The organism is Nonomuraea sp. NPDC005692, from assembly GCF_040631115.1.
In the GTDB taxonomy this organism is placed as follows: Bacteria; Actinomycetota; Actinomycetes; order Streptosporangiales; family Streptosporangiaceae; genus Nonomuraea.
The window spans coordinates 141,890-167,996 of the sequence record NZ_JBEXYU010000001.1 but is presented as its reverse complement, the minus strand read 5'-3'; the positions used below and the strand labels follow the sequence as shown (position 1 = coordinate 167,996).

23 protein-coding genes and 3 tRNA genes are annotated in these 26,107 nt (G+C 73.0%); 12 read left to right on the top strand and 14 right to left on the bottom strand.

Going from position 1 to position 26,107, the window contains the following annotated elements:
• The first annotated feature begins 10 nt into the window (after positions 1 to 10).
• The gene (locus ABZ459_RS00890) at positions 11 to 838 is read left to right on the top strand and encodes a carbohydrate ABC transporter permease (protein ID WP_357964337.1); all 828 of its coding nucleotides are present in this window, start codon (positions 11 to 13) and stop codon (positions 836 to 838) included.
• A 172-nt stretch (positions 839 to 1,010) separates the two neighbouring features.
• Here ABZ459_RS00890 and ABZ459_RS00885 read toward each other — a convergent pair whose 3' ends face one another.
• The 6 genes from ABZ459_RS00885 to ABZ459_RS00860 all read right to left on the bottom strand — a co-directional run bounded on the left by ABZ459_RS00885 (position 1,011) and on the right by ABZ459_RS00860 (position 6,680).
• A complete protein-coding gene (locus ABZ459_RS00885; RefSeq protein WP_357964335.1) occupies positions 1,011 to 1,655 on the bottom strand; it encodes a maleylpyruvate isomerase N-terminal domain-containing protein in 645 nt (214 codons plus the stop codon).
• 14 nt (positions 1,656 to 1,669) lie between these two features.
• Positions 1,670 to 5,467, bottom strand: coding sequence for a hypothetical protein (locus tag ABZ459_RS00880; protein WP_357964333.1), 3,798 nt, complete (start codon positions 5,465 to 5,467; stop codon positions 1,670 to 1,672).
• 291 nt (positions 5,468 to 5,758) lie between these two features.
• Positions 5,759 to 5,833 (bottom strand) — tRNA-Val (locus ABZ459_RS00875).
• 1 nt (position 5,834) lies between these two features.
• Positions 5,835 to 5,908, bottom strand: a tRNA-Cys gene (locus ABZ459_RS00870).
• Between the two features lie 16 nt (positions 5,909 to 5,924).
• A tRNA-Gly gene (locus ABZ459_RS00865) sits at positions 5,925 to 5,996 on the bottom strand.
• A 48-nt stretch (positions 5,997 to 6,044) separates the two neighbouring features.
• A complete protein-coding gene (locus ABZ459_RS00860; RefSeq protein WP_357964331.1) occupies positions 6,045 to 6,680 on the bottom strand; it encodes an ACT domain-containing protein in 636 nt (211 codons plus the stop codon).
• 79 nt (positions 6,681 to 6,759) lie between these two features.
• On the opposite strand from ABZ459_RS00860, the gene dusB reads away from it, so the two are divergent.
• A complete protein-coding gene (gene dusB / locus ABZ459_RS00855; RefSeq protein ID WP_357964329.1) occupies positions 6,760 to 7,869 on the top strand; it encodes a tRNA dihydrouridine synthase DusB in 1,110 nt (369 codons plus the stop codon).
• Positions 7,870 to 7,879: 10 nt separating this feature from the next.
• On the opposite strand, the gene ABZ459_RS00850 is transcribed toward dusB, so the two are convergent.
• Positions 7,880 to 8,659, bottom strand: a complete 780-nt coding sequence (locus ABZ459_RS00850; RefSeq protein WP_357964328.1) for a phytanoyl-CoA dioxygenase family protein — start codon at positions 8,657 to 8,659, stop codon at positions 7,880 to 7,882.
• Positions 8,660 to 8,700: 41 nt separating this feature from the next.
• On the opposite strand from ABZ459_RS00850, the gene ABZ459_RS00845 reads away from it, so the two are divergent.
• On the top strand, positions 8,701 to 9,600 hold the full coding sequence (locus ABZ459_RS00845) for a helix-turn-helix domain-containing protein (RefSeq protein WP_357964326.1): 900 nt from the start codon (positions 8,701 to 8,703) through the stop codon (positions 9,598 to 9,600).
• Between the two features lie 24 nt (positions 9,601 to 9,624).
• Here the strand turns inward: ABZ459_RS00845 and ABZ459_RS00840 are convergent, their stop codons facing one another.
• The gene (locus tag ABZ459_RS00840) at positions 9,625 to 10,128 is read right to left on the bottom strand and encodes a DUF2087 domain-containing protein (protein WP_357964325.1); all 504 of its coding nucleotides are present in this window, start codon (positions 10,126 to 10,128) and stop codon (positions 9,625 to 9,627) included.
• Positions 10,129 to 10,136: 8 nt separating this feature from the next.
• Here ABZ459_RS00840 and ABZ459_RS00835 point away from each other — a divergent pair, with 8 nt between their 5' ends.
• On the top strand, positions 10,137 to 10,700 hold the full coding sequence (locus ABZ459_RS00835; protein ID WP_357964323.1) for a hypothetical protein: 564 nt from the start codon (positions 10,137 to 10,139) through the stop codon (positions 10,698 to 10,700).
• Between the two features lie 131 nt (positions 10,701 to 10,831).
• Here the strand turns inward: ABZ459_RS00835 and ABZ459_RS00830 are convergent, their stop codons facing one another.
• Genes ABZ459_RS00830 through ABZ459_RS00820 form a run of 3 tightly spaced genes read right to left on the bottom strand, consistent with a single transcriptional unit; the run spans position 10,832 to position 15,175 of the window.
• Positions 10,832 to 13,330 carry a DUF3516 domain-containing protein gene (locus tag ABZ459_RS00830; protein ID WP_357964321.1) on the bottom strand — a complete coding sequence of 833 codons (2,499 nt, stop codon included), beginning with the start codon at positions 13,328 to 13,330 and terminating at the stop codon, positions 10,832 to 10,834.
• A gap of 45 nt (positions 13,331 to 13,375) precedes the next feature.
• A complete protein-coding gene (locus tag ABZ459_RS00825) occupies positions 13,376 to 13,885 on the bottom strand; it encodes an N-acetyltransferase family protein (protein ID WP_357964320.1) in 510 nt (169 codons plus the stop codon).
• 36 nt (positions 13,886 to 13,921) lie between these two features.
• Positions 13,922 to 15,175: an acyltransferase gene (locus ABZ459_RS00820; RefSeq protein ID WP_357964319.1), complete on the bottom strand. Its 1,254-nt coding sequence runs from the start codon at positions 15,173 to 15,175 to the stop codon at positions 13,922 to 13,924.
• Positions 15,176 to 15,361: 186 nt separating this feature from the next.
• Here ABZ459_RS00820 and ABZ459_RS00815 point away from each other — a divergent pair, with 186 nt between their 5' ends.
• Entirely contained in the window at positions 15,362 to 16,609 is a 1,248-nt protein-coding gene (locus tag ABZ459_RS00815; protein WP_357964317.1) for a sensor domain-containing protein, read from the top strand.
• On the top strand, positions 16,600 to 17,247 hold the full coding sequence (locus ABZ459_RS00810; protein ID WP_357964316.1) for a response regulator transcription factor: 648 nt from the start codon (positions 16,600 to 16,602) through the stop codon (positions 17,245 to 17,247). The genes ABZ459_RS00815 and ABZ459_RS00810 overlap by 10 nt, the downstream gene beginning before the upstream one ends.
• 142 nt (positions 17,248 to 17,389) lie before the next feature.
• On the opposite strand, the gene mihF is transcribed toward ABZ459_RS00810, so the two are convergent.
• From mihF to ABZ459_RS00795, 3 genes are all read right to left on the bottom strand, one after another.
• A complete protein-coding gene (gene mihF, locus ABZ459_RS00805; RefSeq protein WP_043641121.1) occupies positions 17,390 to 17,695 on the bottom strand; it encodes an integration host factor, actinobacterial type in 306 nt (101 codons plus the stop codon).
• A 101-nt stretch (positions 17,696 to 17,796) separates the two neighbouring features.
• Positions 17,797 to 18,201: a heme-binding protein gene (locus tag ABZ459_RS00800; protein ID WP_357964314.1), complete on the bottom strand. Its 405-nt coding sequence runs from the start codon at positions 18,199 to 18,201 to the stop codon at positions 17,797 to 17,799.
• A 108-nt stretch (positions 18,202 to 18,309) separates the two neighbouring features.
• Positions 18,310 to 19,545, bottom strand: a complete 1,236-nt coding sequence (locus ABZ459_RS00795) for an ROK family protein (RefSeq protein WP_357964312.1) — start codon at positions 19,543 to 19,545, stop codon at positions 18,310 to 18,312.
• A gap of 23 nt (positions 19,546 to 19,568) precedes the next feature.
• On the opposite strand from ABZ459_RS00795, the gene ABZ459_RS00790 reads away from it, so the two are divergent.
• From ABZ459_RS00790 to ABZ459_RS00765, 6 genes are all read left to right on the top strand, one after another.
• Complete coding sequence (locus ABZ459_RS00790) at positions 19,569 to 20,795, top strand: MFS transporter (protein ID WP_357964311.1); 1,227 nt, start codon at positions 19,569 to 19,571, stop codon at positions 20,793 to 20,795.
• Positions 20,796 to 21,062: 267 nt separating this feature from the next.
• Positions 21,063 to 22,094, top strand: coding sequence for a LacI family DNA-binding transcriptional regulator (locus tag ABZ459_RS00785; protein WP_357964309.1), 1,032 nt, complete (start codon positions 21,063 to 21,065; stop codon positions 22,092 to 22,094).
• A complete protein-coding gene (locus ABZ459_RS00780) occupies positions 22,091 to 23,005 on the top strand; it encodes a sugar ABC transporter permease (protein WP_357964307.1) in 915 nt (304 codons plus the stop codon). Before ABZ459_RS00785 ends, ABZ459_RS00780 begins: the two co-directional genes overlap by 4 nt.
• Entirely contained in the window at positions 23,002 to 23,820 is an 819-nt protein-coding gene (locus tag ABZ459_RS00775) for a carbohydrate ABC transporter permease (RefSeq protein WP_352328137.1), read from the top strand. The genes ABZ459_RS00780 and ABZ459_RS00775 overlap by 4 nt, the downstream gene beginning before the upstream one ends.
• 12 nt (positions 23,821 to 23,832) lie before the next feature.
• Complete coding sequence (locus ABZ459_RS00770) at positions 23,833 to 25,143, top strand: sugar ABC transporter substrate-binding protein (protein ID WP_357964306.1); 1,311 nt, start codon at positions 23,833 to 23,835, stop codon at positions 25,141 to 25,143.
• Positions 25,140 to 26,105 carry an ADP-ribosylglycohydrolase family protein gene (locus ABZ459_RS00765; protein ID WP_357964305.1) on the top strand — a complete coding sequence of 322 codons (966 nt, stop codon included), beginning with the start codon at positions 25,140 to 25,142 and terminating at the stop codon, positions 26,103 to 26,105. Before ABZ459_RS00770 ends, ABZ459_RS00765 begins: the two co-directional genes overlap by 4 nt.
• Positions 26,106 to 26,107 lie beyond the last annotated feature (2 nt).

Here is a 26,107-nt window from a genome sequence, read left to right as displayed (position 1 = left end):
GAGACCGACCATGCGAACGACGAGGCTCGCGCCCATGAAGGCGGCCGTGTGGGCGGTCGTCGCCGCCGACGTGGCGCTGCTGGCGTGGGTGCTGATCACATCGCTGAAGAGCACCCGCGACGTGTTCGACCATCCGTGGCGGCTGCCGATCCCGCCGACGCTGGACAACTACCTGACCGCGCTGGAGGTCGGGAACTTCGGCCGGGCCGCGGTCAACAGCGCGGTCGTCGGCGTGCTGTCCTCGGTGCTGGCCGTGGTGGTCGCCGCGCCGGCCGCGTACGCGCTGACCCGGACGGCGAACCGCGCTGGACGGCCGCTGACGCTGCTGTTCGCGCTCGGGACCGGCGTGCCCACGCAGGTCATCCTGCTGCCGATCTTCCTCATGCTGAGCAGCCTGGAGCTCACCTCCACCCTGACCGGCCTCACCCTGGCCTACGTCGGCACGGCCATGCCGTTCACCGTCTTCCTGCTGACCGGCTTCTTCCGGTCGCTGCCCGGCGAGCTGGAGGAGGCCGCCGCGCTGGACGGCGCCGGGGTGTGGCGGACGTTCCTGCGCATCGTGGTGCCGGTCGCCCGGCCGGGGCTGGTCACCGTGTTCGTGCTGCAGCTCATCGTCTCCTGGAACGAGACCATGCTCGCCCTGGTGCTGATGCAGGACGACGAGAAGGAGACGCTCCCGGTGGCGCTGATCGGCTTCGCCCAGCAGCAGCAGTACACCGGCACCAACTGGGGTGGCATGTTCGCCGGCGTCTGCGTGGTCGTGCTGCCCATGGTGGTGCTCTTCGCCTGGGTCGGACGCCGCGTCACCGAAGGCATCACCCTGGGGATGGGGAAATGACGACGCCCCTCCGCCGCACCGCGATGGAGGCCGCCGCCGCGCTGCTGGAGGCCGCCAGGCCCGCCGAGTGCCTGGCCGTCCTGGACGCCCTGCCCGCGACAGGCCGGGTGTCCTGCTCCGAGCCCGTCCGGCAGAGACGTGGTCGCGTCTCTGACCACCTGCTCCGCGGTGCTCAGCCCAGCAGCGGGAAGCGGTCGTCGGCGGACGGGAGCCGTCCGGTGGCTTCGAGCACGTACGTGGTCAGGTCGAGACGGGACGGGCGGTCATCGCCGAGCAGCCCGTCGAGGGTCTCGCCCGCCAGTTCCAGCGCCTCCCGGGCGGGCGGCCGCGCGGCCCGCAGGTCGAGGTGGTGGACGGCGGCCTCGGTCGCCAGCGTGGCCAGGAAGTCGGGGACGGCGACCACGTGGCCCTGCGTGGCGACGTGCCCCGCCGGGTCGGCCGCGAGCGCCGCCCGCACGGCGGCGGGGGCGGTGTCCTCCCACACCCGCAACACCCCGGAGGGCCGGGTGAAGGCGGAGGCGGACCTGCGCACCCACCAGGCGTGGGCGTCCGCGCCGCCCCCGCCGGTGCCGTCCGGGGCGTCCGGGACGGGCTGGAAGGAGCTCCAATAGGTGACGTGGTCCACGTCGGGCGGCCCGTCGGCGGGGGTGGCGAACGCGACGAGGGCTCGCTGGGCGTCGCACAGCACGTGGAAGAGCAGATCCACCCCGGCCCAACCGGCGCACCGGGTGGGGCTGAGCGGGTCCGTCTCCTGCACCGCGGCGGTGAACTCGCGGTAGGCGGCGGCCAGGGCGGTGCGGGCACGTTCGATGTCCATGGGGACGATTCTGCTCACGGCCCACCGGCCGGCGCCGCCCGGGTGGGCGCCTCCGGCCGGCCGGGCGGACAACCCCGCTGGTACGGACGCCGCGGGAAGTACGCCCGCCACTCCGCGGACGTCAGCTCCCCGGCCCGCCGGCACAGGACGGCGGCCGAGGCGGCCGGATCGAGCTCGTACCGCTGCACCGGGACGTGCTCCCCGGCCGCGTACAGGACCCGGCCGCCGTCGCCGAAGGCCAGCGCGAGGACGGCGTCGCCCGGCGTGGGCAGCGGCGATCCGATCGGCTGGCGGGAGGCCACGTCCCACAGCTGCAGCGAGCCGTTCGCGCCGCCGGACGCGAGCACCGTGCCGTCCGGCGAGAACGCCAGCGCGTTGACCATGACGCTGCGGTCGGTGGCGGCCGTCGTGGGGATCGCCAGCGTGCCGAGGCGGCGCTCCGCGCGGCCGTCCCACAGGACGGTGCGGCCCGTGGCGTCGCCCGCGGCCAGGTACCGGCCGTCCGGGCTGAAGGCCAGGGAGGTGGTCTCGCCGGGCCCGTACCGGCCCTGGATCGGCCTCATCGAGGACAGGTCGACGAGGTCGCCCGCGGAGGTGACCAGCAGCCGCCGGTCGCGATCGGTCCGCAGCTCGTGGCCGGTGACGTCGGGCAGCACCTTCGTGACGGTCCGGCTGCGCGGGTCCCAGACGCTCAGCCGGCCCACCATGGGCGGGGAGGCCGCCAGCAGCGTGCCGCCGGGGCCGAAGGCGAGGGAGCCGACCGAGCGGGCGTCGCCGTCCAGCGTCAGGCTGTCCGACAGGCGGACGCCGGCGACGTCCCACACGGACACCCGGGTGGGCAGCGAGCGGTAACCCAGGGGCGAGCCGCCGTAGGCCAGCCGCCGCCCGTCGTCGTCGAAGGCCAGCAGCACCGTGCACTGCGGGACCTGCGACTCCGGCTCCGGGCAGGCCACCTCCGGGAGGTCGGCGGTGGGCCGGCCGGTCCGCCGGTCGTACAGCCGGAAGCGCACGAGGCCCGGCTCGTGCCGCGGGTAGCCGAAGGCGAGCGTGGCCCCGTCCGGGCCGAAGGCCGCCGCGGCGGCCGCCTCCTCCCGCCATCCGGGGCTCGCCGCCTCGCCCAGGCCGAGGGTGCGCACGGTCGCGGGCCACGTGGAGCCGGACCCGGCGAGGTAGCGGATCCGGTTCGCCGCCGGGTCCACCCGCAGGTCCACCGCCTGCTCACCCGACAGGGGATGCCGGAAGACCGGCGATTCGGGAGCGGCCAGGCGCCACAGGAGGATCGCGGCGCCGTCGGAGGCGGCCAGGAAGGCGCCGTCGGCGCTGAAGGACACCTCCTTGACGTCGCGGCGGACGACGCCCGGCAGCTCCTTCCCCGACGCGAGCTCCCACATGCGCACCTTCTCCTTCGTGACCACCGCCAGGCGCCCGCCGTCGGGGGTGAAGCGCACCCGCTCGTACTGGCACTGCTCACGGGTGAGGACGGGCGCCCACGGCGTGCCGATCCTGCGGGCCGCCGCGACGTCCCACAGCTGCAACGGCTCGCCGGGCACGCACAGCGCCAGCAGGCGGCCGTCCGGGCCGAGCGTCGCGTCCGGGAACGACGGGTCCGCCCAGTCGCGCCGGTCGGCCGAGCTGCGCAGGTACGCCGTCCCGAACTCCCAGGTGATCTCCGCCGGCTCGGCGGGCGCCCGGCGGGGGAACACGATCGTCAGCAGCTCGCGCCGGGTCCGCGTGTCCCACACCCGGACCCGGTACGTGTCCCGCCCGGCGTCGTAGCCGATGACGGTGTGCCCGTCCGGGCCGGCCTCGTACCCGTCCGGCGCGCGGCCGAGGGCGGCCGGGGCCCGGCTGCCGGTCCGCAGGTCCCACAGGCCCACCTCGCCGTCCGTCAGGCGCATGGGCAGGGTCCACGCGTCGCCTCGCCCGGCGCCCAGCTGGTCCAGCGCCGCGCCGGGGCCGGGCATGGAGCCCGTCGCGCGGCGGGCGTCCAGGTCCCAGGACGTGACCTGGTCGGCGCCGACGCTGAGCAGGGTCCGCCCGTCGGCGCTGAGGTGCCGCCTGGTCCGGTTGCCGCCGGCGGGGTCGGTGAAGACGTCCTGGGGCTGCTGGGCGGCCGCGGTCAGCAGGGCGGAACGGGTCTCCGGCAGGTCCGCCAGCCGCCAGGCGGCCAGGGCCAGCCGCATCGAGGCGCGCGGGTCGGAGTCGCGCAGGCTCGCCGCCACGCCGGCCGTGCGGCGGGCCTCGGCCTCGCGCTGCCGCTGCTCACCGGTCCTGCTCTGCTGCCAGGCCAGCAGCGCCGCGGTCAGGGTGAGCACGAGCAGCACCGCGGTGGCCGTCGTGCGCCGCCTGCGCCGTCGTCGTTCGCCGTCGCGGGCGGTGAGGCTCGCCGTGAGGAAGTCGCGTTCCAGCGGCGTGAGGCCGTCGGTCCGTCCGAGGTGCTCGTCGGCGACGGCCAGCGCCACCCCCCGGTACAGGCCGCCAGGGTCGCGGTCGTGGTCCGTCCAGGTGCCGGCCGCCTCGGTCAGGCGGCGGTGCACGCGCAGGCGTTCGCGGTCCTCCTCGATCCAGCCGTGCAGCCGGGGCCAGGCGGTGAGGAGCGCCTCGTGCGCCAGGTCGACGCGTCCCTCGTCGAGGGTGACCAGCCGCGCCTCGGCCAGCCGCTCCAGCAGCACGCCGGTCTCATCGTCCGGCTCCCCGGTGAGCAGTTCGGCGCGCTCGACCGGGCGGCGGGTGTCCTGGCCGTCCTGGCCGGGGGTGACCAGGCGGAGCATCAGGTGGCGCAGGCGCTCCCGCCGCGCGGGGGACAGACCGGCGTACAGTTCCTCGGACGTGCGCGCGATGGCGCTGCGCAGACCGCCCGCGGCCGCGTAGCTCGCCACCGTCAGCACCCGGCCGCGCCGCCGCCGCCAGGTCTCCAGCAACGCGTGCGACATCAGCGGCAGCGCGCCGGGCTCGCCCGCCACCTCCCCGACGATCATGGCGGTGAGCTCGCGCTCCACGACCAGTCCGGCCCCGGCCGCCGGCCGGACGATCGCGGCCCGCAGCTCGGCCGCGCTCATCGGGCTCATCAGCAACGTCGCGTCCCTGGCCGCCTCGGCCAGCCCGCGGTGCCCGGCGCACTGCCCGAAGAAGTCGGCCCGTACGGCCAGCACGACCCGCGGCCCCTTCCCGGCCCGCGCGGCGGCCAGCAGCGCGTCGATGAAGGCGGCCCGCCGCGCCGGGTCGGCGCACAGCGCGAAGACCTCCTCGAACTGGTCGACGACGAGCACGTCCGCCCGCACGCGGGCCTCCTCCGGCCGCGGCTCGGGACCGGGCGTGACCACGCGGACCACGGGCGGCCGGCCGCCGCCGGCCCGCAGCAGCCGGGGCACCAGCCCCGCGCGCAGGAGGGAGGACTTGCCGCTGCCGGACGGCCCGACGAGCAGGACCAGCCGGTGCTCGCCGACCAGCGCCGCCAGCCGCTCCACCAGCGCCCCGCGCCCGAAGAAGCGGTCCTGGTCGCTGGTCTCGAACCGGGCCAGCCCGAGGTACGGGGCGGGGGAGTCGTCCTCGGCGGCCGCCTGGGCGAGGGCTTCCCGGTCGGCCTCCGCCCAGCGCCGCCGCCAGGTCTCGACGTCCCCGCCGCAGGCCTGGACGTAGGCCAGGGCGACGGGCAGCGAGGGCAGCCGGTCACCGGCGGCGGCCTGGGCGAGGGTGGCGGCGGAGTAGTGGGCGCGGGCCGCCATCGCCCGGTACGTGAGCCCGCCGGCCTCCTGCCGTAACTTGCGCAGCTCGTACGCGAATCGGGCGACGGGCCCGGAGGTCGGGTCCAACGGCTGCTCACGACGGCCCAACGTTTCCTCCAGCGGATCCTCTCAAGATCACGTTACTGGTCACGAAAGATACGGAGTCCCCGGCCGCCCCGATCAGGACGTGCCGAGCGCCGCGAACTTCCGTCCGTTGGCCGGCAGGCCGGATCCCGCCACCATCTGAGCGGCGCGCCACCGCTCTGTCCGGGAAGCGCAGGGGCGGGCTCGTCCGTGAACCGGCCCGTCATCGAGGGCGGCCGGGGCCCGGACAGCCGAAAGGCCAGACCCCGATGTCCCGGGTCTGGCCTTGGAGTGTGGTGGACGATACTGGGATTGAACCAGTGACCTCTTCCGTGTCAGGGAAGCGCTCTCCCGCTGAGCTAATCGTCCTTGGAGGTGGAGACGGGATTTGAACCCGTGTGGACGGCTTTGCAGGCCGCTGCCTCGCCTCTCGGCCACTCCACCGAGTCGAACCACTCCGAGCGGAAGACGGGATTCGAACCCGCGACCCTCACCTTGGCAAGGTGATGCTCTACCACTGAGCCACTTCCGCGCTGTTGCGTGCCTAACTCTAGCGCCTTTTCCGACCAGATGCTTCCCGCTACTTGCGGAGCCGGCGGGCGACGCCGCGTTCGGTGGCCGGCAGGCTCAGGAAGATCTCCAGGATCCGGGTGAGCCGGTGGACCTCGATGCGGTGGAAGGCCGGCCCCTCGGAGCGGGCCAGCAGCAGGGTGAGGGCGAGCGGCGGGAGCGGGGCGTGGATGGCGTGCACGCCGCCGTCCAGCGTGAGGGCCGCCGGGCGTGGCGGGGCGGGGCTGGGGACGGTCAGGCCCTGCGGGGCGCGCCAGCTCGCGTAGACCACGCCGTGGTCGGCGGCCGTGGCGGCCCAGTCGGCGCTGAACAGCACGGGCAGCGAGTCGACGAGCGTGGTCAGCCCGCGGTCGCCCGCCGTGGTGATGTACTTGAGTATCTCCAGCTCGGGGTAGGTGCCGGCGGTCTCGCGGGTGGTCCAGACGCCTTCCACGCGGACGTCGTCGACGCTCTCCAGGCTCTTGACCAGCACCTCCCGCGAGGTGCCCTCGGGGCAGAAGACGGTGATGTCGTCGACCGCCGAGCCGGCCCCCCGGTCGAGGACGGTGACCTGGGTGATGTCGGCCCCCGCCGTGCCCAGGGCCTTGGTGACCTGGGCCAGAGACCCCGGACGGTCGGGCAGCGCCACGCGCACGCGAAGAAGCATCGATCCCTCCCTGGTGATGCCGGTCCACAGCCTATAGGCGAATACCGCTTCCGGCCTGAGCTGCGCTACAACTGACGGAGTGAAGATTGGGCCGATTGGGGCATGGCCGCCCGTGGTGCTGGCGCCCATGGCGGGCATCACGAACGCGCCGTTCCGGGTGTTGTGCCGGGAACAGGGCGCCGGGCTGTTCGTGTGCGAGATGATCACGACGCGGGCGCTGGTCGAGCGCAATCCCAAGACGCTCAGGATGATCAGGTTCGCCGAGTCGGAGCGGCCCAGGAGCCTGCAGCTCTACGGCGTCGACCCCGACATCGTCGGGCGGGCGGTCCGGATGATCGCCGAGGAGGACCTCGCCGACCACGTCGATCTCAACTTCGGCTGCCCGGTGCCCAAGGTGACCAGGCGCGGGGGCGGGTCGGCGCTGCCGTACAAGAGGAACCTGCTGCGGCGGATCCTGCGGGCGGCGGTGGCGAACGCGGGGGCGCTGCCGGTGACGATGAAGATGCGCAAGGGCATCGACGACGACCACCTGACCTACCTCGACGCCGGCCGCATCGCGGTCGAGGAGGGCGTCGCGGCGATCGCCCTGCACGCCCGCACGGCGAAGCAGCACTACGGCGGCGTGGCCGACTGGGCGGCGATCGCGCGCCTGAAGGAGGCCGTGCCCGAGATCCCGGTGCTGGGCAACGGCGACATCTGGTCCGCCGACGACGCGGTGCGGATGGTGGCGCGCACCGGCTGCGACGGCGTCGTGGTCGGGCGCGGCTGCCTCGGGCGTCCGTGGCTGTTCAAGGACCTGGAGAACGCGTTCAACGGCAGCCCCGAGCGGGTCAGGCCGACGCTCGGCGAGGTGGCCGGGACGATGGAGCGTCACGCGGCCGGCCTCACCGAGTGCTTCGACACCGAGCGGTACGCGATCGCGGACTTCCGCAAGCACGTCGGGTGGTACCTCAAGGGGTTCGAGGTCGGGAGCGCGCTGCGGCGGGAGCTGGCCACGGCCGAGTCGCTCGACGGGCTCCGGGAGGGGCTGGCCAAGCTCGACCACGACCAGCCGTGGCCGCCGAACACCGACACGCCCCGGGGGAAGTCGGGCGAGCGTCAGAAGGTGCAACTGCCTGACGGGTGGCTCGACGACCCGTGGGACTGCGTGGTCCCGGACGAGGCGGAGTCGGACATATCCGGCGGCTGACGGGCCGCGGTCAGTGGGGGCCGGTGGCTTCGGTGCCGCAGGGGCCGCCGCCGGTCGACGGCTCCAGGAGCACGCGCTCGCCGTCCATCGTCAGCGTCTCGTACCAGGACGAGATGCGCTCGGCCGAGCGGCCGGTGTAGTGGCAGATGAAGCTGCGCCTGAACCGGTCGGCCGTGCTGTTCGGCTCCGACCCGTGCACCAGGCTGCCGTTGAAGAAGAGCACGTCGCCGGGCTGCATGTCCACGGGCACCCGCTCCAGCCCCGGGGGCGGCGGGACGTACTCGCGGGTGAAGGAGAGGTCCTGGTCGGCCTCCTCCGGACAGAACAGGTCCATCAGGTGGGTGCCGGGGACCACTTCGAGTCCGCCGTTGGCGCGGTCGACGCGGTCGAGCGCCACCCAGGCGGCCACGCACGTGCCCGGCTCGGCCCGCAGGTAGAAGTTGTCCTGGTGCAGCGCCTGCCCGCGGGCGCCCGGCGGCTTGAAGTAGAACATGCTCTGGGCTGCTATCGGCTCCTCGCCCAGCAGCTCGCGCAGGATCGCGGCGAAGCGGGCGTCGAGCAGGTAGCGCAGGGCGACGTCGTTCACCTGGTGGGGGTGCATGATCCGGGGGTAGTCGCGCAGGACGTCGTAGGGCGCGCCCGGATCCTGGGGGACGGGGGAGAAATGCCCGGGTATCGGGCCGGCGGCGTGCAGGGCCATGAACTCCTCGCGCAGCTCGGCCACCTCCTCGGGAGCCAGCAGCGCGGGGACGAGCACGTACCCCCGGTCGTGGAAGTCGTTCAGCCTCATGCCCTTCACCGTAGGCATCCGGCTCGTGGGACGGTATGACCGTGACCGCTGAGAACCTGTCTGTTCCTGCTGCCGAGCTGATGATCGTCGGCCACTACGACAAGCCGGCCGGGTACGGCACCCGCCGCCCCCACGGTTCGCCGAGCTGGCTGCTGCTGTGGACCCAGGCGGGGGAGGGGCGGGTCGAGCAGGCGGGGGCGGCGTTCACCGTGCGGGAGGGGGACCTGGCGGTGCTCGGGCCGGGCTCGGCGCAGCGCTACCGGGTCGCGCCGGGGGCGGGGAGATGGCGGTTCTGGTGGGTGCACTTCCAGCCGCGCCCGTCCTGGACGGCCTGGCTCGCGCCGTACGCCCTGGCCCCCGGCTGCCACCTGGTCGAGGGCGTGCCCGCCGGGGTGCGCGACCGCGCCGACCGGGCCTTCGACCGCGCACTCCAGGACGCCCGCTGGATGCCCGGCCACACCACACCCGCCGGGCCGCCGTCCACCACGCCGCCGCCCGCGCCGGCGGTCGTCATGTCGAGTCCCGCCCGGGAGCTGGTGCTCGGGGCGGTGGAGGAGGTGCTGGTGCTGGCCACGGCCTCGGCGGGGGCCGTCCTCGCCTCCGGGGCCGAGGGCGGGGACGAGCGGGTGCGCCAGGCGCTCGACCTCATCGCCGCCGAGCCCGAGGCCCAGCACTCGGTCGCCTCGCTGGCCCGCGCGGTGGCGCTGTCGCCGTCCAGGTTCGCGCACCTGTTCGCGGCCGAGACCGGCCAGACCCCGATGGGCGCCGTGCGCCGGGCGCGGGTGCGGCACGCCGCGAGCCTGCTGGAGGTGACCGACCTGGACGTCGGCCAGGTGGCCGCCGCCTCGGGCTTCGTCAGCCCGTTCCACTTCAGCCGCGCCTTCAGGCGCGAGTACGGCCTGCCGCCCCGCGACTACCGCGCCCGCCTGCGCCGCCCCTGACCCCCGTCAGCCCCCTGACCCGCCTCACACCTCGACCGGCCCGCCGCTGCGCCAGTAGACGTTGCCCTCCCTGGACAGCAGCCCCTCGTCCACCAGATAGCGGCGCAGCGCCGCGAAGTCGTCGTGGAAGGCCCGCAGGGCCACGTTGACGTCGGCCTCGGGGTAGCGCACGCCCGGCTCGAACACGCGCGAGATGTAGCGCAGCACGATCAGCCGCTTGTCGCGGCGCATGCCCATGGTGGTCAGCCGGCCCTCGACCAGGAACGTGCGCAGCACCCGCTCCTCGGCGCTCAGCTCCGCGGGGGGCTCGGCCCGCTCCCGCAGCAGCTCGCGGAAGCGCTCCGGCCGCGCCCGCCACTTGCCGTCGTCGTCGCGTTCGGCCAGGCCGCCGCTGGCCAGGCGGTCGAGCGCCTTGGGGGGCAGGTCGCCGGTGTCACCGAGCACCAGGGACGCGAGTGCGCGCAGGGTGTCGTCCTGGCAGAGCAGCCCGAGCACGCGTCTGAGGTCTTCGTCGCTCACCCCTACCATTTTGTCCCATGATCGCAGCACTGTTCGTCGCCGTCGGCCTGGCCATCCCGGGCAACTTCCTGCTGTACGAGAAGGCCGCCGCCAAGAAGGACCCCAATCCGGAGCACAGCTGGACGGTGTCGGGCAAGAAGAACGCCCAGCTCGTCGTGAACCCGTGCCAGAAGGCCGGGCTGGGCCAGGCCGGGCGCACGGCGGCCAGGACGATCGTCTACACGTCGGTGCCCGACTACTCCAAGTCCGAGCAGGTGATCCTCTACTCCTCGCCGCAGGCGGCCGGCAAGGCGGTCGGCGACCTCAGGGCGGCCGTACGGGCCTGCGGCACCGCACGCTACCGGTACGGCGCGGTCAAGATCGCACTCGGCGACGAGGGCCTGCTGGTCACCGGCCAGGCCTACGACCACGGCAAGCCGGCCGTCGGCGGCGAGCGGGCCGTCGTGACCCGCCGCGCCAACGCCCTGATCGTCTACACGGCCGGCGGCGAGTGGGGCAAGCCCGCCAAGGCCGACTTCAGCCGGCAGCGGAAGGACGCGGGCACGATGCTCACCAAGATCTGCACGCTGGCGGAGTGCTGAATGTCTCGATCTTGAGACATCGCCATGACCCGACGCCTAACTTCGCCGTCCGACAATGAAGCGACAAGCCGGTGCCGGAACGCCCTTGCCAGTCCGTTCCGGCACACGGCTTGTTCTCTTTCTGTAGCCGCTCAGAGCCGGTTGAGCCCGACCACGTGCAGCACGGCCCGGCCCTCCTCGTCGGAGGCGGCCAGGTCGACCTGGGCGTCGATGCCCCAGTCGCCGTCGCCGGCCGGGTCCTTGATCGTCTGGCGCACCCGCCACAGGCCGCTCTCCTCCTCGATCCGCAGCAGCGCGGGCCCGCGCGCGTCGGCGTCGGTGAAGATCTCCTCGTGGTCGGCGTAGTACGCGTCGAGCGCCGCGCCCCAGTCGACGTCGGGGGCCAGCTCCTCCAGCTCGTCCTCCTTCTCGATGGCGCACAGCTCGACCAGCCGGAACATGGCGTTGCGCACCAGCACCCGGAAGGCCCGCGGGTTGGCCGTGACCGGCCGCACCTTGGTCTCCAGCTGCGCCTGGCGCTCCAGCGCCTCCTCGGGGTTGGTCAGCTTCTCCCACTCGTCGATCAGCGAGGAGTCGACCTGGCGGACCAGCTCGCCCAGCCACTCGATGAGGTCGACCAGGTCCTCGGTCTTCAGGTGCTCGGGGACCGTGCGCGACAGCGTGCGGTAGGCGTCGGCCAGGTAGCGCAGCACCGTGCCCTCGGAGCGGGCCAGCTCGTAGAACTGGATGTACTCGCCGAACGTCATCGCGCGCTCGAACATGTCGCGCACCACCGACTTCGGGCTGACCGTGTAGTCGCCCACCCACGGGTGGCCGCGCCGGTAGGTCTCGTACGCGCCGAGCAGCAGGCCGTCGAGCGGCATCGGGTACATGACCTCGGCGAGCTGCTCCATGCGCTCCTCGTACTCGAGGCCGTCGGCCTTCATCTGGGCGACCGCCTCGCCGCGCGCCTTCTTCAGCTGGGCCGACAGGATCTGGCGGGGGTCGTCGAGGATGGACTCGACGATCGAGACCATGTCGAGCGCGTACGAGGGCGACTCGCGGTCGAGCAGGTCGAAGGCGGCCAGCGCGAACGTGGACAGCGCCTGGTTGAGCGCGAAGTCCTCCTGCAGCTCGATGGTCAGCCGGGCCCGCCGGCCCTGCTCGTCGGGCTCGGCGAACTGCTCGACGATGCCGCCGGCCAGCAGCGACCGGTAGATGGCGATGGCCTGGCTGATGTGCCGCCGCTGCCACTTGCGGTCTTCGTGGTTGTCGGTGAGCAGGTGTCTCATCGCCTGGAAGCAGTCGCCCGGCCGGTTGATCACGGCCAGCAGCATCGCGTTGCTCACCTTGAAGCGGGAGTTGAGCGGCTCGGGCTCGGCCTGCTGCAACTTCTCGAACGTCTCCTCGCTCCAGCCGACGAACCCCTCCGGCGGCTTCTTGCGCGCGTAGCCGCGCCGCCGCTTGGGGTCGTCGCCGATCTTGGCCAGCGCCTTGGCGTTCTCGATGTCGTGCTCGGGGGCCTGGCAGGCGACGTAGCCGATGGTGTCGAAGCCCGCGCGGCCGGCCCGCCCGGCGATCTGGTGGAACTCGCGGGCGCGCAGCCGGCGGACCTTGTTGCCGTCGTACTTGGACAGGGCGGTGAACAGGACCGTGCGGATGGGCACGTTGACGCCGACGCCGAGCGTGTCGGTGCCGCAGATGACCTTCAGCAGCCCGGCCTGGGCGAGCCGCTCCACCAGCCGCCGGTATTTCGGCAGCATCCCGGCGTGGTGGACGCCGATGCCGTGCTTGACCAGCCGCGACAGCGCCCGGCCGAACCGGGTGGTGAACCGGAAGCCGCCGATCATCGTGGCGATGGCCTCCTTCTCGGCCTTGGTCGCCATGTTGATCGACATGAGCGCCTGGGCCCGCTCCATGGCCGCGGCCTGCGTGAAGTGCACGACGTAGACGGGGGCCTGCCCGGTGGTGAGCATCTCCTCCAGCGTCTCGTGCAGCGGCGTCATCCGGTAGGAGTACACCAGCGGCACCGGCCGCTCGGCGTGCTTGACCACCGCCGTGGGCCGCCCGGTGCGCCTGGTCAGGTCGCGCTCGAACATCGCCACGTCGCCGAGCGTGGCCGACATCAGCACGAACTGCACGTCGGGCAGCTCCAGCAGCGGCACCTGCCAGGCCCACCCGCGGTCGGGCTCGGCGTAGAAGTGGAACTCGTCCATCACGACCTGGCCGATGTCGGCCGCCGCGCCGTCGCGCAGGGCCACGTTGGCCAGGATCTCGGCCGTGCAGCAGATGATGGGCGCGCCCGGGTTGACGCTGGCGTCGCCGGTCATCATGCCGACGTTGGCGGTGCCGAAGACGGCGCACAGGTCGAAGAACTTCTCCGACACCAGCGCCTTGATCGGCGCGGTGTAGAACGTGCGGACGTCTCTGGTCAGCGCGGCGAAGTGGGCCCCGGCGGCGACCAGCGACTTGCCCGAGCCGGTCGGCGTGGCGAGGATCAGGTTGCTGCCGGAGACGACCTCGATGAGGGCCTCCTCCTGGGCGGGATAGAGCGTGAGCCCCCGTTCGGCGTTCCAGGCGACGAACGCGTCGAATATGACGTCGGGATCGGCGTCGATGTCTTCCGGCAGGCGGTCAACGAGAAGGCTCACGTCTCTATCCTGCCGAAGATTGCCGTGTGGTCGAACCCGCCGCCCCTAATGGAGGTCGAGTTGGAGCAGCACGGTGTCGATCCAGCGGCCGTGCTTGAACCCCACGTTCCTCAGCCGTCCCGCCTCCTGGAACCCGAAGGCGGCGTGCAGCCGCAGCGAGGCGGGGTCGCCGCCGTCGGCGATCACCGCGATCAGGGTGCGCGCGCCGGTCGCCGACGTCCGCCTGATCAGCTCGCCCAGCAGCAGGCGGCCGAGCCCGCGGCCGGTGGAGCCGGGCGCGAGGTAGATCGAGACCTCCAGGCTGTGCCGGTAGGCGGGCTTGGGCCGGTACTGGCTGAGGTAGGCGTAGCCGGTGACGGCGCCGGCGACCGCGCCGTCGTCCTCGGCCACCAGGAACGGCAGCCCCGCCGCCGCCAGCGCCGCCGCCTTGACCCGCCACTCGTCGGCTCCCGGCGGCGTCTCGTCGAACGTGGCCACGCCGCCGGTCACGTAGTGGGCGTAGATGGCGGTCACGGCGGGCACGTCGGCCTCGGTCAGGTCGCGGATCGTCGTCATGCCGCCCGATTGTGGCCGGGGCGCGTTTCGCCGGTGTTACACGCGGGCCTTCGGCGCCGTCAGCAGCAGGCCGCCGAGCACCGCGAGCACCGCCAGGAACGGGCCGCCGCCCGGCACGAAGCCGCCCACGGTCAGCGTCAGGATCCCGGCCCCGACCAGCCCCGCGGCCACCAGCATGACCCCGCGGCCGGCGGTCCCGTACGGCAGCGACGGCGGCGTCTCGAACCTCGCGAACGCCCGCACCAGCCCCCACATGACCAGGCACAACATCCCGAACCACACCGGCCACCCGGCGAACCAGAACAGGCTGCCCGGCTCCGGCGTCTCCACGCCCAGCAGGACCACGACCACGCCGGTCACGGCGAACAGCGCGGGCATGTGCCACAGGTAGACCGTCATGATCCGCGGGCCGGCCCAGTCCAGGACGCGGCGCAGGGGCAGCCGGACCAGCCAGGGGCGCAGCAGCACGGCCAGGCCGATCTGGCCGACGCCGACGGCCATGATGGCCAGCGTGGGCGGGGCCATGTTGGACACCTCGGCGCCGGGCAGGCCGATCATGCTGCCGGGGTAGGGGCCGAACCCCACCAGCAGCGCCGCCACGCCGAACCCGCCGGCCGCCAGCAACCCGGGCAGCCGCACCCGGCCCTCGGCGTAGAAGAAGCCGATCTGGTGCACGGCCAGCCACACGAAGACGATGTTCAGGTAACCGGCCGCCTCCAGGCCGGTCGAGAAGCGCACGACGTCCGTCAGCGCCGCCCCGGCCGCCAGCGCGACGGGGACCAGCACGCCGAACCTGCGGTGCAGGCGCAGCGCGTACGGCGTGACCGTGACCGCGATCAGGTACACGGCCAGGAACCACAGCAACTGCCCGGTCAGCTTGGCGCCCACCGCCAGCGGCTGCTCCGGCACCCCCAGCGTGAGCAGCACGTGGGGCAGCGGGATCCACACCGCCGCCAGCGGCAGCAACGGCCAGGCGAGCCTGCGCAACCGCCCGGCCAGCCACTCCTGGTCGCTCTTCGCCGACCGGCCGCGGCTGATCGCGTTGGCCGCCCCGCCGGCGAAGAAGACCAGCGGCATGACCTGGCTGAGCCACGTCACCACCCACACCCCCGGCGTGGACAGCGCGTTGCCCGTGGTCAGCCGGCCGCCCTCGTAGGACAGGACGGGGATCGTCCAGTGCTGAAGCACGATGAGCGCCATGCCCACCACGCGCAGCAGGTCGATGAACGGGTCCCTGGCCGTCGCGCGCGGCGCCCGTACCGGGGCGGGACGATCGAGCAGGACGGTCATGGGGGAGCCTCGTTTCGAGCGGGGAGCGGATGACTCAAGGCTTCCGTCCCGGACGCCTGAGCACATTGCCGCGTGCCGCCGTCTTCAGGTCAAGATCGCACCACCCCCGGGGGTAGGGCCAGCCCTACCCCCGGACGCCTGCGTACCTGCTCGTACCGCTCCGCCGGGGGACTTAGCCTTCATGGCATGCGCTCCCTGATGAGGCGTGTCCTTCTCGACACCCGCTACACGCTGGTCGGATTCCCGACGGCCGTCATCGGCTTCGTGACCATGATCGCCGGCTTCGCCGCGGGCGTGGGCACCGCGGTCGTGTGGATCGGCGTGCCGCTGCTGGCCGGCACGCTCCTGGTCGCGAGGGGCTTCGCCGACGCCGAGCGCGGCTGGCTGTCCGACGTGCTCAAGCGCCCGCCGGTGCGGCCGCGCTACCGTCCGGCGCCCGAGGGGGCGGGCCGTTTCCGGCGCATCGTCAACCCGCTGACCAACGGCCAGTCGTGGCTCGACCTGCTGCACGGCATCCTGAACTTCCCGTTCGCCGTTCTGGCGTTCGTGCTGACCGTGGTGTTCTGGGCGATCCCGATCCTCGGGCTGACCTACCCGCTCTACGGCCTGATCACCTCGCGCATCCCCGGCAACGCGGAGCTGCCCGAGCTGCTCGGGCTGGGCTCCGGCTACCTGGTGAACACGATCTTCTACGTCTCGCTCGGCCTGGTCTTCACGTTCGTCATGCCGTTCATGGTGCGCGGGGCCGCGCTGGTCAGGGCCGGGCTCGGCCGGGCGCTGCTGACCGGCGTCGCCGAGTTGCAGGAGCGCATCGACGACCTGGCCGAGGGCCGGGCGGCGGCCGTGTCGGCCGAGGCCAACGCGCTGCGCAAGCTGGAGCGCGACATCCACGACGGCCCGCAGCAGCGCCTGGTCTCCCTGGCCATGGAGCTGTCCAGGGCGCAGCGGCAGCTCGCCAAGGACCCGGAGGCCGCCTCGGCCACCATCAGCTCGGCGATCAGCGCCACCCGCGAGACGCTCGACGAGCTGCGGGCCCTGTCGCGCGGCATCGCGCCGCCCATCCTGTCCGACCGCGGCCTCGCGCCCGCGCTGGCCGCCCTCGCCGGCCGCTGCACGGTGCCGGTCGACCTCGACGTGCAGATCGTGGGCCGCTTCCAGGCGGCGACCGAGAACGCGATCTACTTCGTCTGCGCGGAAACCCTGACCAACGTGGCCAAACACAGCCGCGCGACCATCTGCACGGTTCAGCTCCTCCGCATCGGTGACGTCCTCATGCTCACGATCGGGGATGATGGTGTGGGCGGCGCACACGTCGCCAAGGGACACGGCCTGGCCGGTCTGGCCGACCGGCTCCGGGCCGTCGACGGGGAGCTCACCGTCAGGTCGCCGGACGGCGGGCCGACGGTGATCGTGGCGGAGGTGCCGTGCGCGTAGTCGTGGCCGATGACGCGGTTCTGATCAGGGAGGGCCTGGTCAGGCTGCTGGAGGAGTTCGGCTGCGAGGTGGTCGCCACCGTGGGGGACGGCGACGCCCTCGTGGAGGCGATCGTCGAGCACAGACCCGACGTGTCGGTGGTCGACGTGCGCATGCCGCCGTCGTTCACCGACGAGGGGCTGCGGGCGGCGGTCGAGGCCCGGCGCCGGGTGTCCGGCGCCCCGGTGCTCATCCTGTCGCAGTACGTCGAGGTCTCCTACGCCGACGACCTGCTCGCCGACGCCCGTGGCGCGGTGGGCTACCTGCTGAAGGACCGGGTCGTCGACGTCGACGAGTTCCTGGAGGGCCTGCGGCGGGTGGCGGCGGGAGGCACCGTGTTCGATCCGCAGGTGGTGTCCCAGTTGATGGTCCGCAGACGCAAGGACGACCCGCTGGCGCAGCTCACGCCGCGCGAGCGCGAGGTGCTCGGGCTGATGGCCGAGGGCAAGTCCAACCCGGCCATCGGGCGGCAGCTCGTCATCAGCGACGGCGCCGTGGAGAAGCACATCAGGAGCATCTTCAACAAGCTGGGCCTCTACGCCGAGGACAGCGACCAGCATCGCCGCGTGCTCGCCGTGCTGGCGTACCTGAGGTCCTGACCTCCCCTGAGGTCGACTGCCTGAGGTTGACCCCTCGGCCGGGCCCGCCGTGGAGCGTGCGCCGCTCTCCGGCCCCTCCTGGCCCTACGAGGGGTCGCCGGCCGGTCCGCGCGACGTGGCGCGCGGACCCGGCCGCCCGGTCCTAGCCGAGCGCGTCGACCAGCTTCTTGCGCTGCTGGGCGCCCAGGCCGCCGAGACGGCGCTTCTCGTCGACGCCGGCCTCCTCCATCAGCGCGGTGGCCTTGGCCGGGCCGACGCCCTTGACGGCGCGCAGGGCCTGGGACACCTTGATCTTCTTGGCGATGTCGTCGTCGCGCTCCAGGAGCTGGGCGAAGGTCAGCTCGCCCGCCTTGACCTTGGCGAGCAGGGCCGTGCGGGCCGCGCGGGCCTCGGCCGCCTTCGCCAGAGCCGCCTGACGCTGCTCGGGGGTGAGAGTGGGAAGTGCCATCTCGTTCTCTCCTCGGGGAGTTGGGTTCGGGAAACTGTTTCCCGTGGTGCAGTGGCTAATCATGGCGGATACCAGCGGTTCGTGTTGCGGAAAGCGCCCGCTCAACGAGTCCGCCACACCAGGGCGGCCGCTTCGGCGCACGCCACGTCCTGGCTGATCGTGCCGCCGCTGACCCCCACGCCGCCGGCCACTCGTTCCACTTCGCCGTTGTCCGCCCAGAGGGGGATACCGCCCCCGAAACAGACGAATCTGTCACCAGTCAGACCGAAGAGCTCCCCGCCCGGCGCCACCAGCGGAGCCAGGTCCGCGGTGGCCGCGCGAAGGGCCACCGACGTGTACGCCTTGCCCGGCGCGAGCACCGGCCCGGCGATCTCCGCACCCGCCATACGCTGGAAAGACACCAGATGTCCGCCCGCGTCCACGACCGCCACCGAGACCAGCGCGCCCTCCCGGACGGCCTGCTTCAGAGCGGCCTCGGTCATGCGGAGCGCGAGTTCGAGATCCACGCGTTCCCACCCCCGTCGATGATCGTGAGCGCGCCGGGCCCTTCCATCCGTACAGCGCCGGGGGAGGGGGGCGCAAGATCGCCTGGTCGGCGCTCGGGTGGCCGGAAGTTATTGCAAGATTTTCCCCTTGAGGGTGGAATGCGTCACATTTCGTGATCCGGGCGTGTCGGCGCCCTGGTCGGGGCCGGTTTCACGCCATCTCTCCAGCCCTTCGGGGGTCAGGAAGGCGTCGAAGACCGACTCCATGGCCCCCACCAGGGCGGCGCGCCAGCCCAGCGCGGCGGCCTCGATCCGGGGCGGGCGCTCCCGGCGGATGGCCATCAGCGCGGGCCGGCAGGAGTCCATCAGGGCCTCTCCCGCGCGCTCCAGCAGCGCGACGCCGTGCCCGGAGAGCGTGACGACCTCGGGGTCGTGCGCGTTGACCAGGGCGGCGATGCCCAGGCCGAGCGCGCGGGCCCCGGCCTCGACCGCCTCCCGGCTGCCGGCCAGCACCTCCTCCGCCTGCGCGCGGCCCCGGCCGCCGCCGTGGGCCAGGCCCACGTGGCGCAGCAGCGCGTTCGCGCCCACCTCCTGGCCCCAGCAGCCGGTCGCGCCGCACGCGCACGGCCGGTCGCCGCCGCCCAGCGGCATGTGGCCGAACTCGGCGCCGGGGCCGCTCGCGCCGTCCAGCGGCCGGCCGTCCACGACGAGGACGCCGCCGAGGTCGAAGTCCACGTGCAGGTGCAGGCCCACCCGCACGCCGCGCAGCCGTCCCCGCCTGGCCTCGGCCAGCGCGGCCAGGCCCGTGTCGTTGCCCACCAGGACGGGGTCCGGGCCGGCCGGCCGCCATGCGAGGCCCAGCAGCCGGGGCACGTCCACCGACCGCCAGCCCAGGTGGGCGATGTCCACCAGCCCGTCGTGCCGGACCGGGCCGGCGAGGGCCACGCCGAGGCCGACCACCCGCCGCGACAGGTGGTCGGCCACCGCCTGGCCGAGCGAGGCCAGGGCGCCTTCCGGGGTGCCGTCGTGCGGCTGGACCTCCAGCACGCTCGTCCGTCCGCCCAGCTCGCACGCCGCCAGCTCCCAGGCGTCCTCGCGCACGTCGGCGGCCAGCGCCAGCGGGCCCAGCGGGTGGGGGCCGGGCACCTGCGTGGGCCGTCCCCTGGTGTGCCCGGCGGCGGGCTCCTCGTGCAGCAGGGCGTCCTCGGCCAGGCCGGCGACCAGCACCGACGCCGTGCCCCTGGCCAGGTTGAGGTCGCGGGTGAGCTGCGACCTGGTACGGGTCGCCGCGCAGTCGTGCACCGCGCGCAGCAGCCGGACCCGGTTGTGCGCGCGAAGTTCGCCGCTCGTCGTAGCACTTTTCACAACTCCCAGCTTATGCTCTAGGCGTGAACAAAAGCCTCATTGATGCCAGACGGGCACGTGTCGGAGTCTTCGGTCTCTTCTCCCTCAGCGGATTCGTGATGGGTCTGTGGGCGGCGGGCCTGCCCTCGTTGAACGACCGCCTCGGCCTCGGCGCCGCCAGGCTGGGCACCGTCCTGTTGCTGATCTCCGGCGGCGCCCTGGTGTCGATGCTGGTGGCCGGGCGGCTGGTGGACAGGTGGTCGAGCCGGCAGGTGTGCTGGATCGGCGGGCCGCTGTCGGCCGTGCTGCTCCTCGGGCCCGCGCTGGCCCCCTCGTACGGGCCGCTGATGGCGCTGGCGCTGGCGTTCGGGATGGGGCTGGGGGTGATCGAGGTCGCCATCAACGCCCACTCCGTCGAGGTCGAGCGGGTCTACGGCCGGCCCATCATCTCGGCCTTCCACGGCACGTGGAGCCTGGGCGGGGCGGCCGGGGGCGTGCTGACGTCCCTCGCGCTGCGGGCGTCGATCGACCCGCAGGCGCTGCTGGTGGCGGGGGCGGTCGTCGTCCCGTTCCTGTACCTGCTGGCCTGCCGCCTGCTCCTGCCCGACGCCTCCCGGCAGGCCGGCGAGGAGGCGGACGGCGGCGAGGGCGGCGGCACGCTGAAGTGGGCGCTGATCGCGCTGCTCGGGGTGGCGGCCTTCGCCGGGCACCTGAGCGAGGGCGCCGCCATCGACTGGGCCGCCCTGCACGCCCGCTGGGTGCTGCACACCGACCCGGCCGACGCGCCGCTGGCCTACACGATCTTCTCGGTCGCGATGACGACCGTCCGCCTGCTCGGCGACCCGATCAGGGCCAGGCTCGGCTCGGTGCGCACGATCCAGCTCGCCGGCGGCTTCGCCACCCTCGGGTACGTCCTGGTGCTCGCCGCCCCGGCGCTCGGCGGGCCGCTGCGCGTGGTGTGCGCGTGGACCGGCTGGGCGCTGGCCGGCGTGGGGCTGGCCACGGTCGTGCCGGTGCTGTTCAGCGCGGTCGGCGCGGCGGGCGGCCCGGTCGGCCGCGCCCTGGCCATGGTGACGGCCTTCGGCTACAGCGGGCTGCTGCTCGGCCCGGCGGTCCTCGGGTACGTGGCCGAGGCCACCGAGTCGCTGCCGGTCGCCCTGATCATCCCGGCCGTCCTGGCCGCCGTCGTCGCGCTCAGCGGCGCCCCGGGGATCCGCCTGCTCACCCGGCAGTCGCCGCCCGCGCCCGTCCCCGCCGAACGTCCCGCCTAGCCGCCGGACGTTCCGTGTGGCCGCCGGGCGTGGACGGCCCGCGGCCCGCGGTGGCCGTCCGCGGCCTGAAGCGTTCTGACGTGTTCTGGCGCGCCCGCTTCCCCGAGCTCGGGGGAGCGGGCGCTCCTCTTTCCCCCATATGCCCGCTGACCTGGTGTTATGTGATCGTGACTTGACCCCGAAGTTGGGGCCCGGTTTCATGTGCGAAACACGGTAAACGTTTACAGAAACTTTCCCGTAAACGTTCACCTTCTCGGAAGGACAGCCTTGGCCGACGGACCCACGATCACCACGATCGCCGAGCGCGCCGGTGTCTCGATCGCCTCCGTCTCGCGGGTCCTCAACGGCCTGCCGACCAGGCAGGAGACCGTGCGCAAGGTGATGGCCGCCGCCGACGAGCTGGGCTACGTGCGCAACGCCGTGGCCAGGTCGCTCAAGTCCCGGCGCACCCACCAGGTCGCCTTCGCCATGGCCGACGTCGGCAACCCCGCCTACCTGGCGATGCTGCGCCAGATCCAGCCGGTGCTCAAGGCGGCCGGCTACCGGCTCGTCCTGCACTCGACCGACGCCGTCGTGGCCGACGAGATCGACGTGCTGCACAGCCTGGGCGAGCGGTACGTGGACGGGCTGATCATGAGCCCGCTCCGGGTCACCGACGCCCACCTGGAGATGCTGGCCGCGGCCAGGGCGCCCGTCGTGATCATCGGCACGGTGCCGGAGGGCACGCCGGTGGACAACGTACGGGCCGACTCGCGCACCGGCGTCAAGCTCGCCGTCGACCACCTGCACGCGCTCGGCCGCCGGCGGATCGCGCTGGTCAACGGCCCGCCCGACACCTGGCCCGGCGCCTCGCGCGGCGCGGCCTACCGCGAGGCGCTCCAGCAGCTCGGCCTGCCCTACGACGACGACCTGGTCCAGATCGGCGACTTCTACCGCGCGCAAGGGGGCCGCGCGGTGGCCGAGCTGCTGGACCGGGCGCCCGACGTCGACGCGCTGATGTGCGCCAACGACCTGATCGCGCTCGGCGCCCTCGACGTGCTGCGCGCCGCGGGCCGCCGGGTGCCCGAGGACGTGGCGGTGGTCGGCATGGACGACACCGACCTGGCCGCCGCGTCCTGGCCGTCGCTGTCGAGCGTCTCGCTCGGCTCGGCCGAACGCGGCAAGGCCGCCGCCGAGCTGCTGCTCGACCGGCTGAACGGCGACGACGCCGCGCCGCGCGTGATCACCGTTCCGCCGCGCCTGGTGGTGCGGGCCTCGACGGCGGGCGAGACCTACGGACATGAGGGAGGCAGGACGTGACCGCGACCGTGACGACGGCGGCACCGCCCCGGCGCCCGCCTTCCCGGCGGCGTCCCAAGTCGCGCGGGAACCGCGAGATGTGGCTGCTCATGCTGCCCGCGCTGGTGCCCGTCGCGCTGTTCAGCGTCGGCCCGCTGCTGTACGGCATCGGCCTGGCCTTCACCGACGCCCGCAACACGCGCGTCCACGAGACCAGCTTCGTCGGCCTGGAGAACTTCGGCCGGCTGCTCACCGACGACGACTTCTGGGCCTCCTTCCGGATCGGCGCGATCTGGTCGGTCTCGGTGACCGTGCTGCAGTTCCTGGCCGCGCTCGGCCTGGCGGTGCTGCTCAACCAGAACCTGCGCTTCAGGACCCTGGCCCGGGTGCTCGCGGTGGTGCCGTGGGCGATGCCGCCGGTGGTCATCGGCCTGATGTGGAAGCTCGTCTACCACCCCGACGCGGGCATCCTGAACAGCCTGCTCGGCACGCACGTCAACTGGCTGGCCGACTTCTCGCTCGCGCTGCCCGCGATCATCGTGGTGGGCGTCTGGACCGGCATGCCGCAGACCACCGTGGTCCTGCTCGCCGGACTCCAGGGCATCCCGAAGGAGCTCTACGAGGCCGGCGAGGTCGACGGCGCCGGCCGCTGGCGGCGGTTCTGGAGCATCACGCTCCCGCAGCTGCGGCCGGTGATCGTGTCGATCACCTCGCTCGACTTCGTCTGGAACATCAACCAGTTCGGCCTGGTCTACGTGCTCACCCAGGGCGGGCCCGGCGGCCAGACCCGGCTGCCGATGTTGTTCGCCTACGAGGAGGCGTTCCGCTACCGGATGGCCGGATACGCCTCGATGCTCGGCCTGGCCATGGCGATCGTCGTGCTCACGGTGCTCGGCCTGTACCTGTGGCGCCAGATGAGGGAGACCCGATGAGACGCGCCCCGCAGTACCTCGCGCTGGTCGCCTACATCGTCTTCCTGGCGTTCCCGCTGTTCTGGCTGCTGTCGACGGCGCTGAAGACGCCGCAGGAGATGGCGCTCGCCGACCCGACGTGGATCCCGCGCGAGCCGACCCTGTCCAACTTCTCCGACGCCTTCGGCGAGCAGGACCTGATCGGCGCGGCCGGCCGCAGCCTGGTGGTGGCGCTGTTCAGCAGCGTGATCACCGTGCTGATCTCGCTGCCGGCCTCGTACGCCATGGCCCGCTACCGCAGCCTGCTCAACAAGGTCGCGATCGGGTGGGTGCTGGTCAGCCAGGTCTTCCCGTTCATCCTGATCATCATCCCGCTCTTCATGATCCTGCGGGATCTGGAGCTGGTGAACACCCTGCCGGGGCTCGTCGTCGTGCACGTGACGTTCACGCTGCCGTTCGCGCTGTGGATGCTCCAGGGCTACGTGCGGGCCGTGCCGCGCGAGCTGGAGGAGGCCGCGGCCGTCGACGGCGCGACCCGGCTGCGCTCGATCGCCAGCGTGGTGGCGCCGCTGCTCGCGCCCGGCGTGGTGGCCACGCTGCTGTTCTCTTTCATCTCGTCGTGGAACGAGTTCCTGTTCGCGCTCGTGATCCTCCAGGACCCCGACGTGATGACACTCCCGCTCACGCTGGTGCGGTTCACCGGCCCCGAGGGGGTGGCCAGGCTCGGCCCGCTGGCCGCGGCGTCGCTCATGGCGACGATCCCGAGCCTGATCTTCTTCGCAATCATTCAGCGGCGACTGAAGTCCGGCCTGATGGCCGGCGCCGTGAAGGGCTAGTAGGAGGCTCATATGCGAATCAAGTCCGCATTGGCGGCGGCGGCCGTCGTCGCGTTCGCCGCCGCGTGTGGCAGCAGCGGAGGAGGGGGCGGTGGAGAGGCCGCCTCGTCCGGCGAGCCGGTGAAGCTCAACTTCCTCAGCCTGGCCTGGCAGAAGGAGTCCGTCGCGGCCAACAAGCAGATCGTCGACGAGTGGAACAAGGCCAACCCCAAGACCCAGGTCACCTACGTGCAGGGCAGCTGGGACAACGTCAACGACCAGCTCGTCACCCAGTTCGCCGGCGGCACCGCGCCCGACGTGATCCACAACGACTCGCCGGCGCTGGCCGGGTTCGCCTCCGACGGCTACCTGCTCGACCTGACGAGCAAGCTGCCCGCCGAGCTCAAGGGCGACATCCCGCAGTCCGCCTGGGACACCGTCACCTTCAACGGCGGCAAGGGCGAGCAGGGGATCTACGGCGTGCCGTTCCTGCAGGAGTCGCAGGTCATCATCGCCAACAAGAAGCTCCTGGACGCCTCCAAGGTGCGCGTCCCCACCGCGGACAACCCGTGGACCTGGGACGAGTTCTCCGAGGCCGCCAAGAAGATGACCAAGGGCGGCACGTTCGGCGTGGCCTGGCCGATGAAGTCGCCGGTCAACAAGACGCTCAACCTGGCGCTCAACTTCGGCGGCACGTTCTTCCAGACCGCCGAGGGCAAGACCACGGTCAAGGTCGGGCCGGAGGAGCGCGAGGTGCTGCAGCGCATCCACGACCAGCTCTACAAGGACAAGTCCGCCGACCCGGCCGCGCTCGGCCAGGGCACCGCCGACCCGCTGCCCGCCTTCTACAAGGGCAAGTTCGCGCTGCTGCCGGCCGGCGTCTACCTGCGCCAGCAGGTCGCCGAGCAGGCCCCGGACGACTTCGACTGGGTGACGCTGCCCGCGCCGAAGGGCACCAGCGCCCAGCAGGGCGCGGTCTCCCAGACGCTGTCGATCGCCCAGGACAGCAAGCACCAGGACGAGGCCATGAAGTTCATCTCGTTCTTCCTCAACGGCGCCAACCAGGCCAAGCTCGCCAAGGGCGACTGGCTGCTGCCGACCTCGCAGACGGCCGCCGCCGACCCGGCGATGACCACCCAGGACAACGGCTGGGACGTCGCCACCGCCTCCGCCAAGAACCTGGTCGTGGCCCCGTTCCTGAAGGTGAACGGCTTCGACGAGTGGAAGAGCAAGGTCGCCACGCCGGTCCTCCAGGAGTACTTCGCCAATAAGATCACCATCGACGACGCGGCCAAGCGGCTCGTCGAGGACGGCAACCAGGTCTTGGAGCGGTACCAGCAGTGACTCATCGCCTGAGGGCCCGGGGGTGTCTGCTCGGCCTGGCGGCCGGCGACGCCCTCGGCGCCCCCGCCGAGAACCTGTCGCCGTCGGAGATCCGGCGGCGGTGGGGCCGGCTCACCGAGATCGAGGGCGGCGGCACCGACGACACCGAGTACGCCATCTTCGCCGCCTCGCTGCTCGTCCGGCACGGGCACGCCCTGACCGCGGCCGACGTCGCGCGGGCGTACCGGCAGGAGATCATCCCGTCGGTGACCGGGCCGATGCGCGGTGCCGGCTTCTCCGAGCTGGGCACGATCGAAGCGCTCCGCCGGGGGCTGGAGCCGCCGCTGACCGGGCGCGTCCATCAGCACGGCTGGTCCGACGGGCTGGCCATGCGGGCGGCGCCGTACGGGATCTTCTGCCCCGGCGACCCGGCCGAGGCCGCCCGCCTCATCGAGCAGGACGGGCTGGTCAGCGGGTCGGGCGAGGGCATACTCGGCGGCCGCGCGGTCGCCGGGGCGGTGGCCGCCGCCATGGCGGGCGGCACGCCCGCCGAGGCCGTGGAGGCCGCCCTGTCGGTGATCCCCGCCGACTCCTGGACGGCCCGTGCCGTCGTCCGGGCGCGCGACGTGGCCGCCAAGGGCACGCCGGCCGAGCCTGACCTGGTCGAGGCGCTGCACGAGGCCGTCGTGGTCCGGCACTACCCCTGGACCGACCTCGCGCCCGAGGCCGTCGCGCTGGCGCTGGGCGCCGTCCTGGCGGGCGGCGGCGAGGTGGAGGCGACGGTGACGTTCGGGGTCAGCCTGGGCCGGGACGCCGACACGATCGGCGCCATCGCCGGCGCGGTCGCCGGCGCCATCCAGGGAGAACAGGGCGTGCCCGGACGATGGGCCGCCCGGATCGGCCCGGTGAGCGGGAAATGCCTGCCCGTCGTGGCCGGAAGACACGTGCTGGACGTCGCCGACGAACTGGCGGAAGGACTGTAGAT

Coding starts and splice junctions, on each gene's coding strand:
- ABZ459_RS00770 (WP_357964306.1), top strand. CDS start 23,833: ATGCGAATCAAGTCCGCATTGGCGGCGGCGGCCGTCGTCGCGTTCGCC.
- ABZ459_RS00840 (WP_357964325.1), bottom strand. CDS start 10,128: ATGGTAGGGGTGAGCGACGAAGACCTCAGACGCGTGCTCGGGCTGCTC.
- ABZ459_RS00860 (WP_357964331.1), bottom strand. CDS start 6,680: ATGCTTCTTCGCGTGCGCGTGGCGCTGCCCGACCGTCCGGGGTCTCTG.
- ABZ459_RS00835 (WP_357964323.1), top strand. CDS start 10,137: ATGATCGCAGCACTGTTCGTCGCCGTCGGCCTGGCCATCCCGGGCAAC.
- ABZ459_RS00850 (WP_357964328.1), bottom strand. CDS start 8,659: ATGAGGCTGAACGACTTCCACGACCGGGGGTACGTGCTCGTCCCCGCG.
- ABZ459_RS00775 (WP_352328137.1), top strand. CDS start 23,002: ATGAGACGCGCCCCGCAGTACCTCGCGCTGGTCGCCTACATCGTCTTC.
- ABZ459_RS00815 (WP_357964317.1), top strand. CDS start 15,362: ATGCGCTCCCTGATGAGGCGTGTCCTTCTCGACACCCGCTACACGCTG.
- ABZ459_RS00820 (WP_357964319.1), bottom strand. CDS start 15,175: ATGACCGTCCTGCTCGATCGTCCCGCCCCGGTACGGGCGCCGCGCGCG.
- ABZ459_RS00890 (WP_357964337.1), top strand. CDS start 11: ATGCGAACGACGAGGCTCGCGCCCATGAAGGCGGCCGTGTGGGCGGTC.
- ABZ459_RS00825 (WP_357964320.1), bottom strand. CDS start 13,885: ATGACGACGATCCGCGACCTGACCGAGGCCGACGTGCCCGCCGTGACC.
- mihF (WP_043641121.1), bottom strand. CDS start 17,695: ATGGCACTTCCCACTCTCACCCCCGAGCAGCGTCAGGCGGCTCTGGCG.
- ABZ459_RS00885 (WP_357964335.1), bottom strand. CDS start 1,655: ATGGACATCGAACGTGCCCGCACCGCCCTGGCCGCCGCCTACCGCGAG.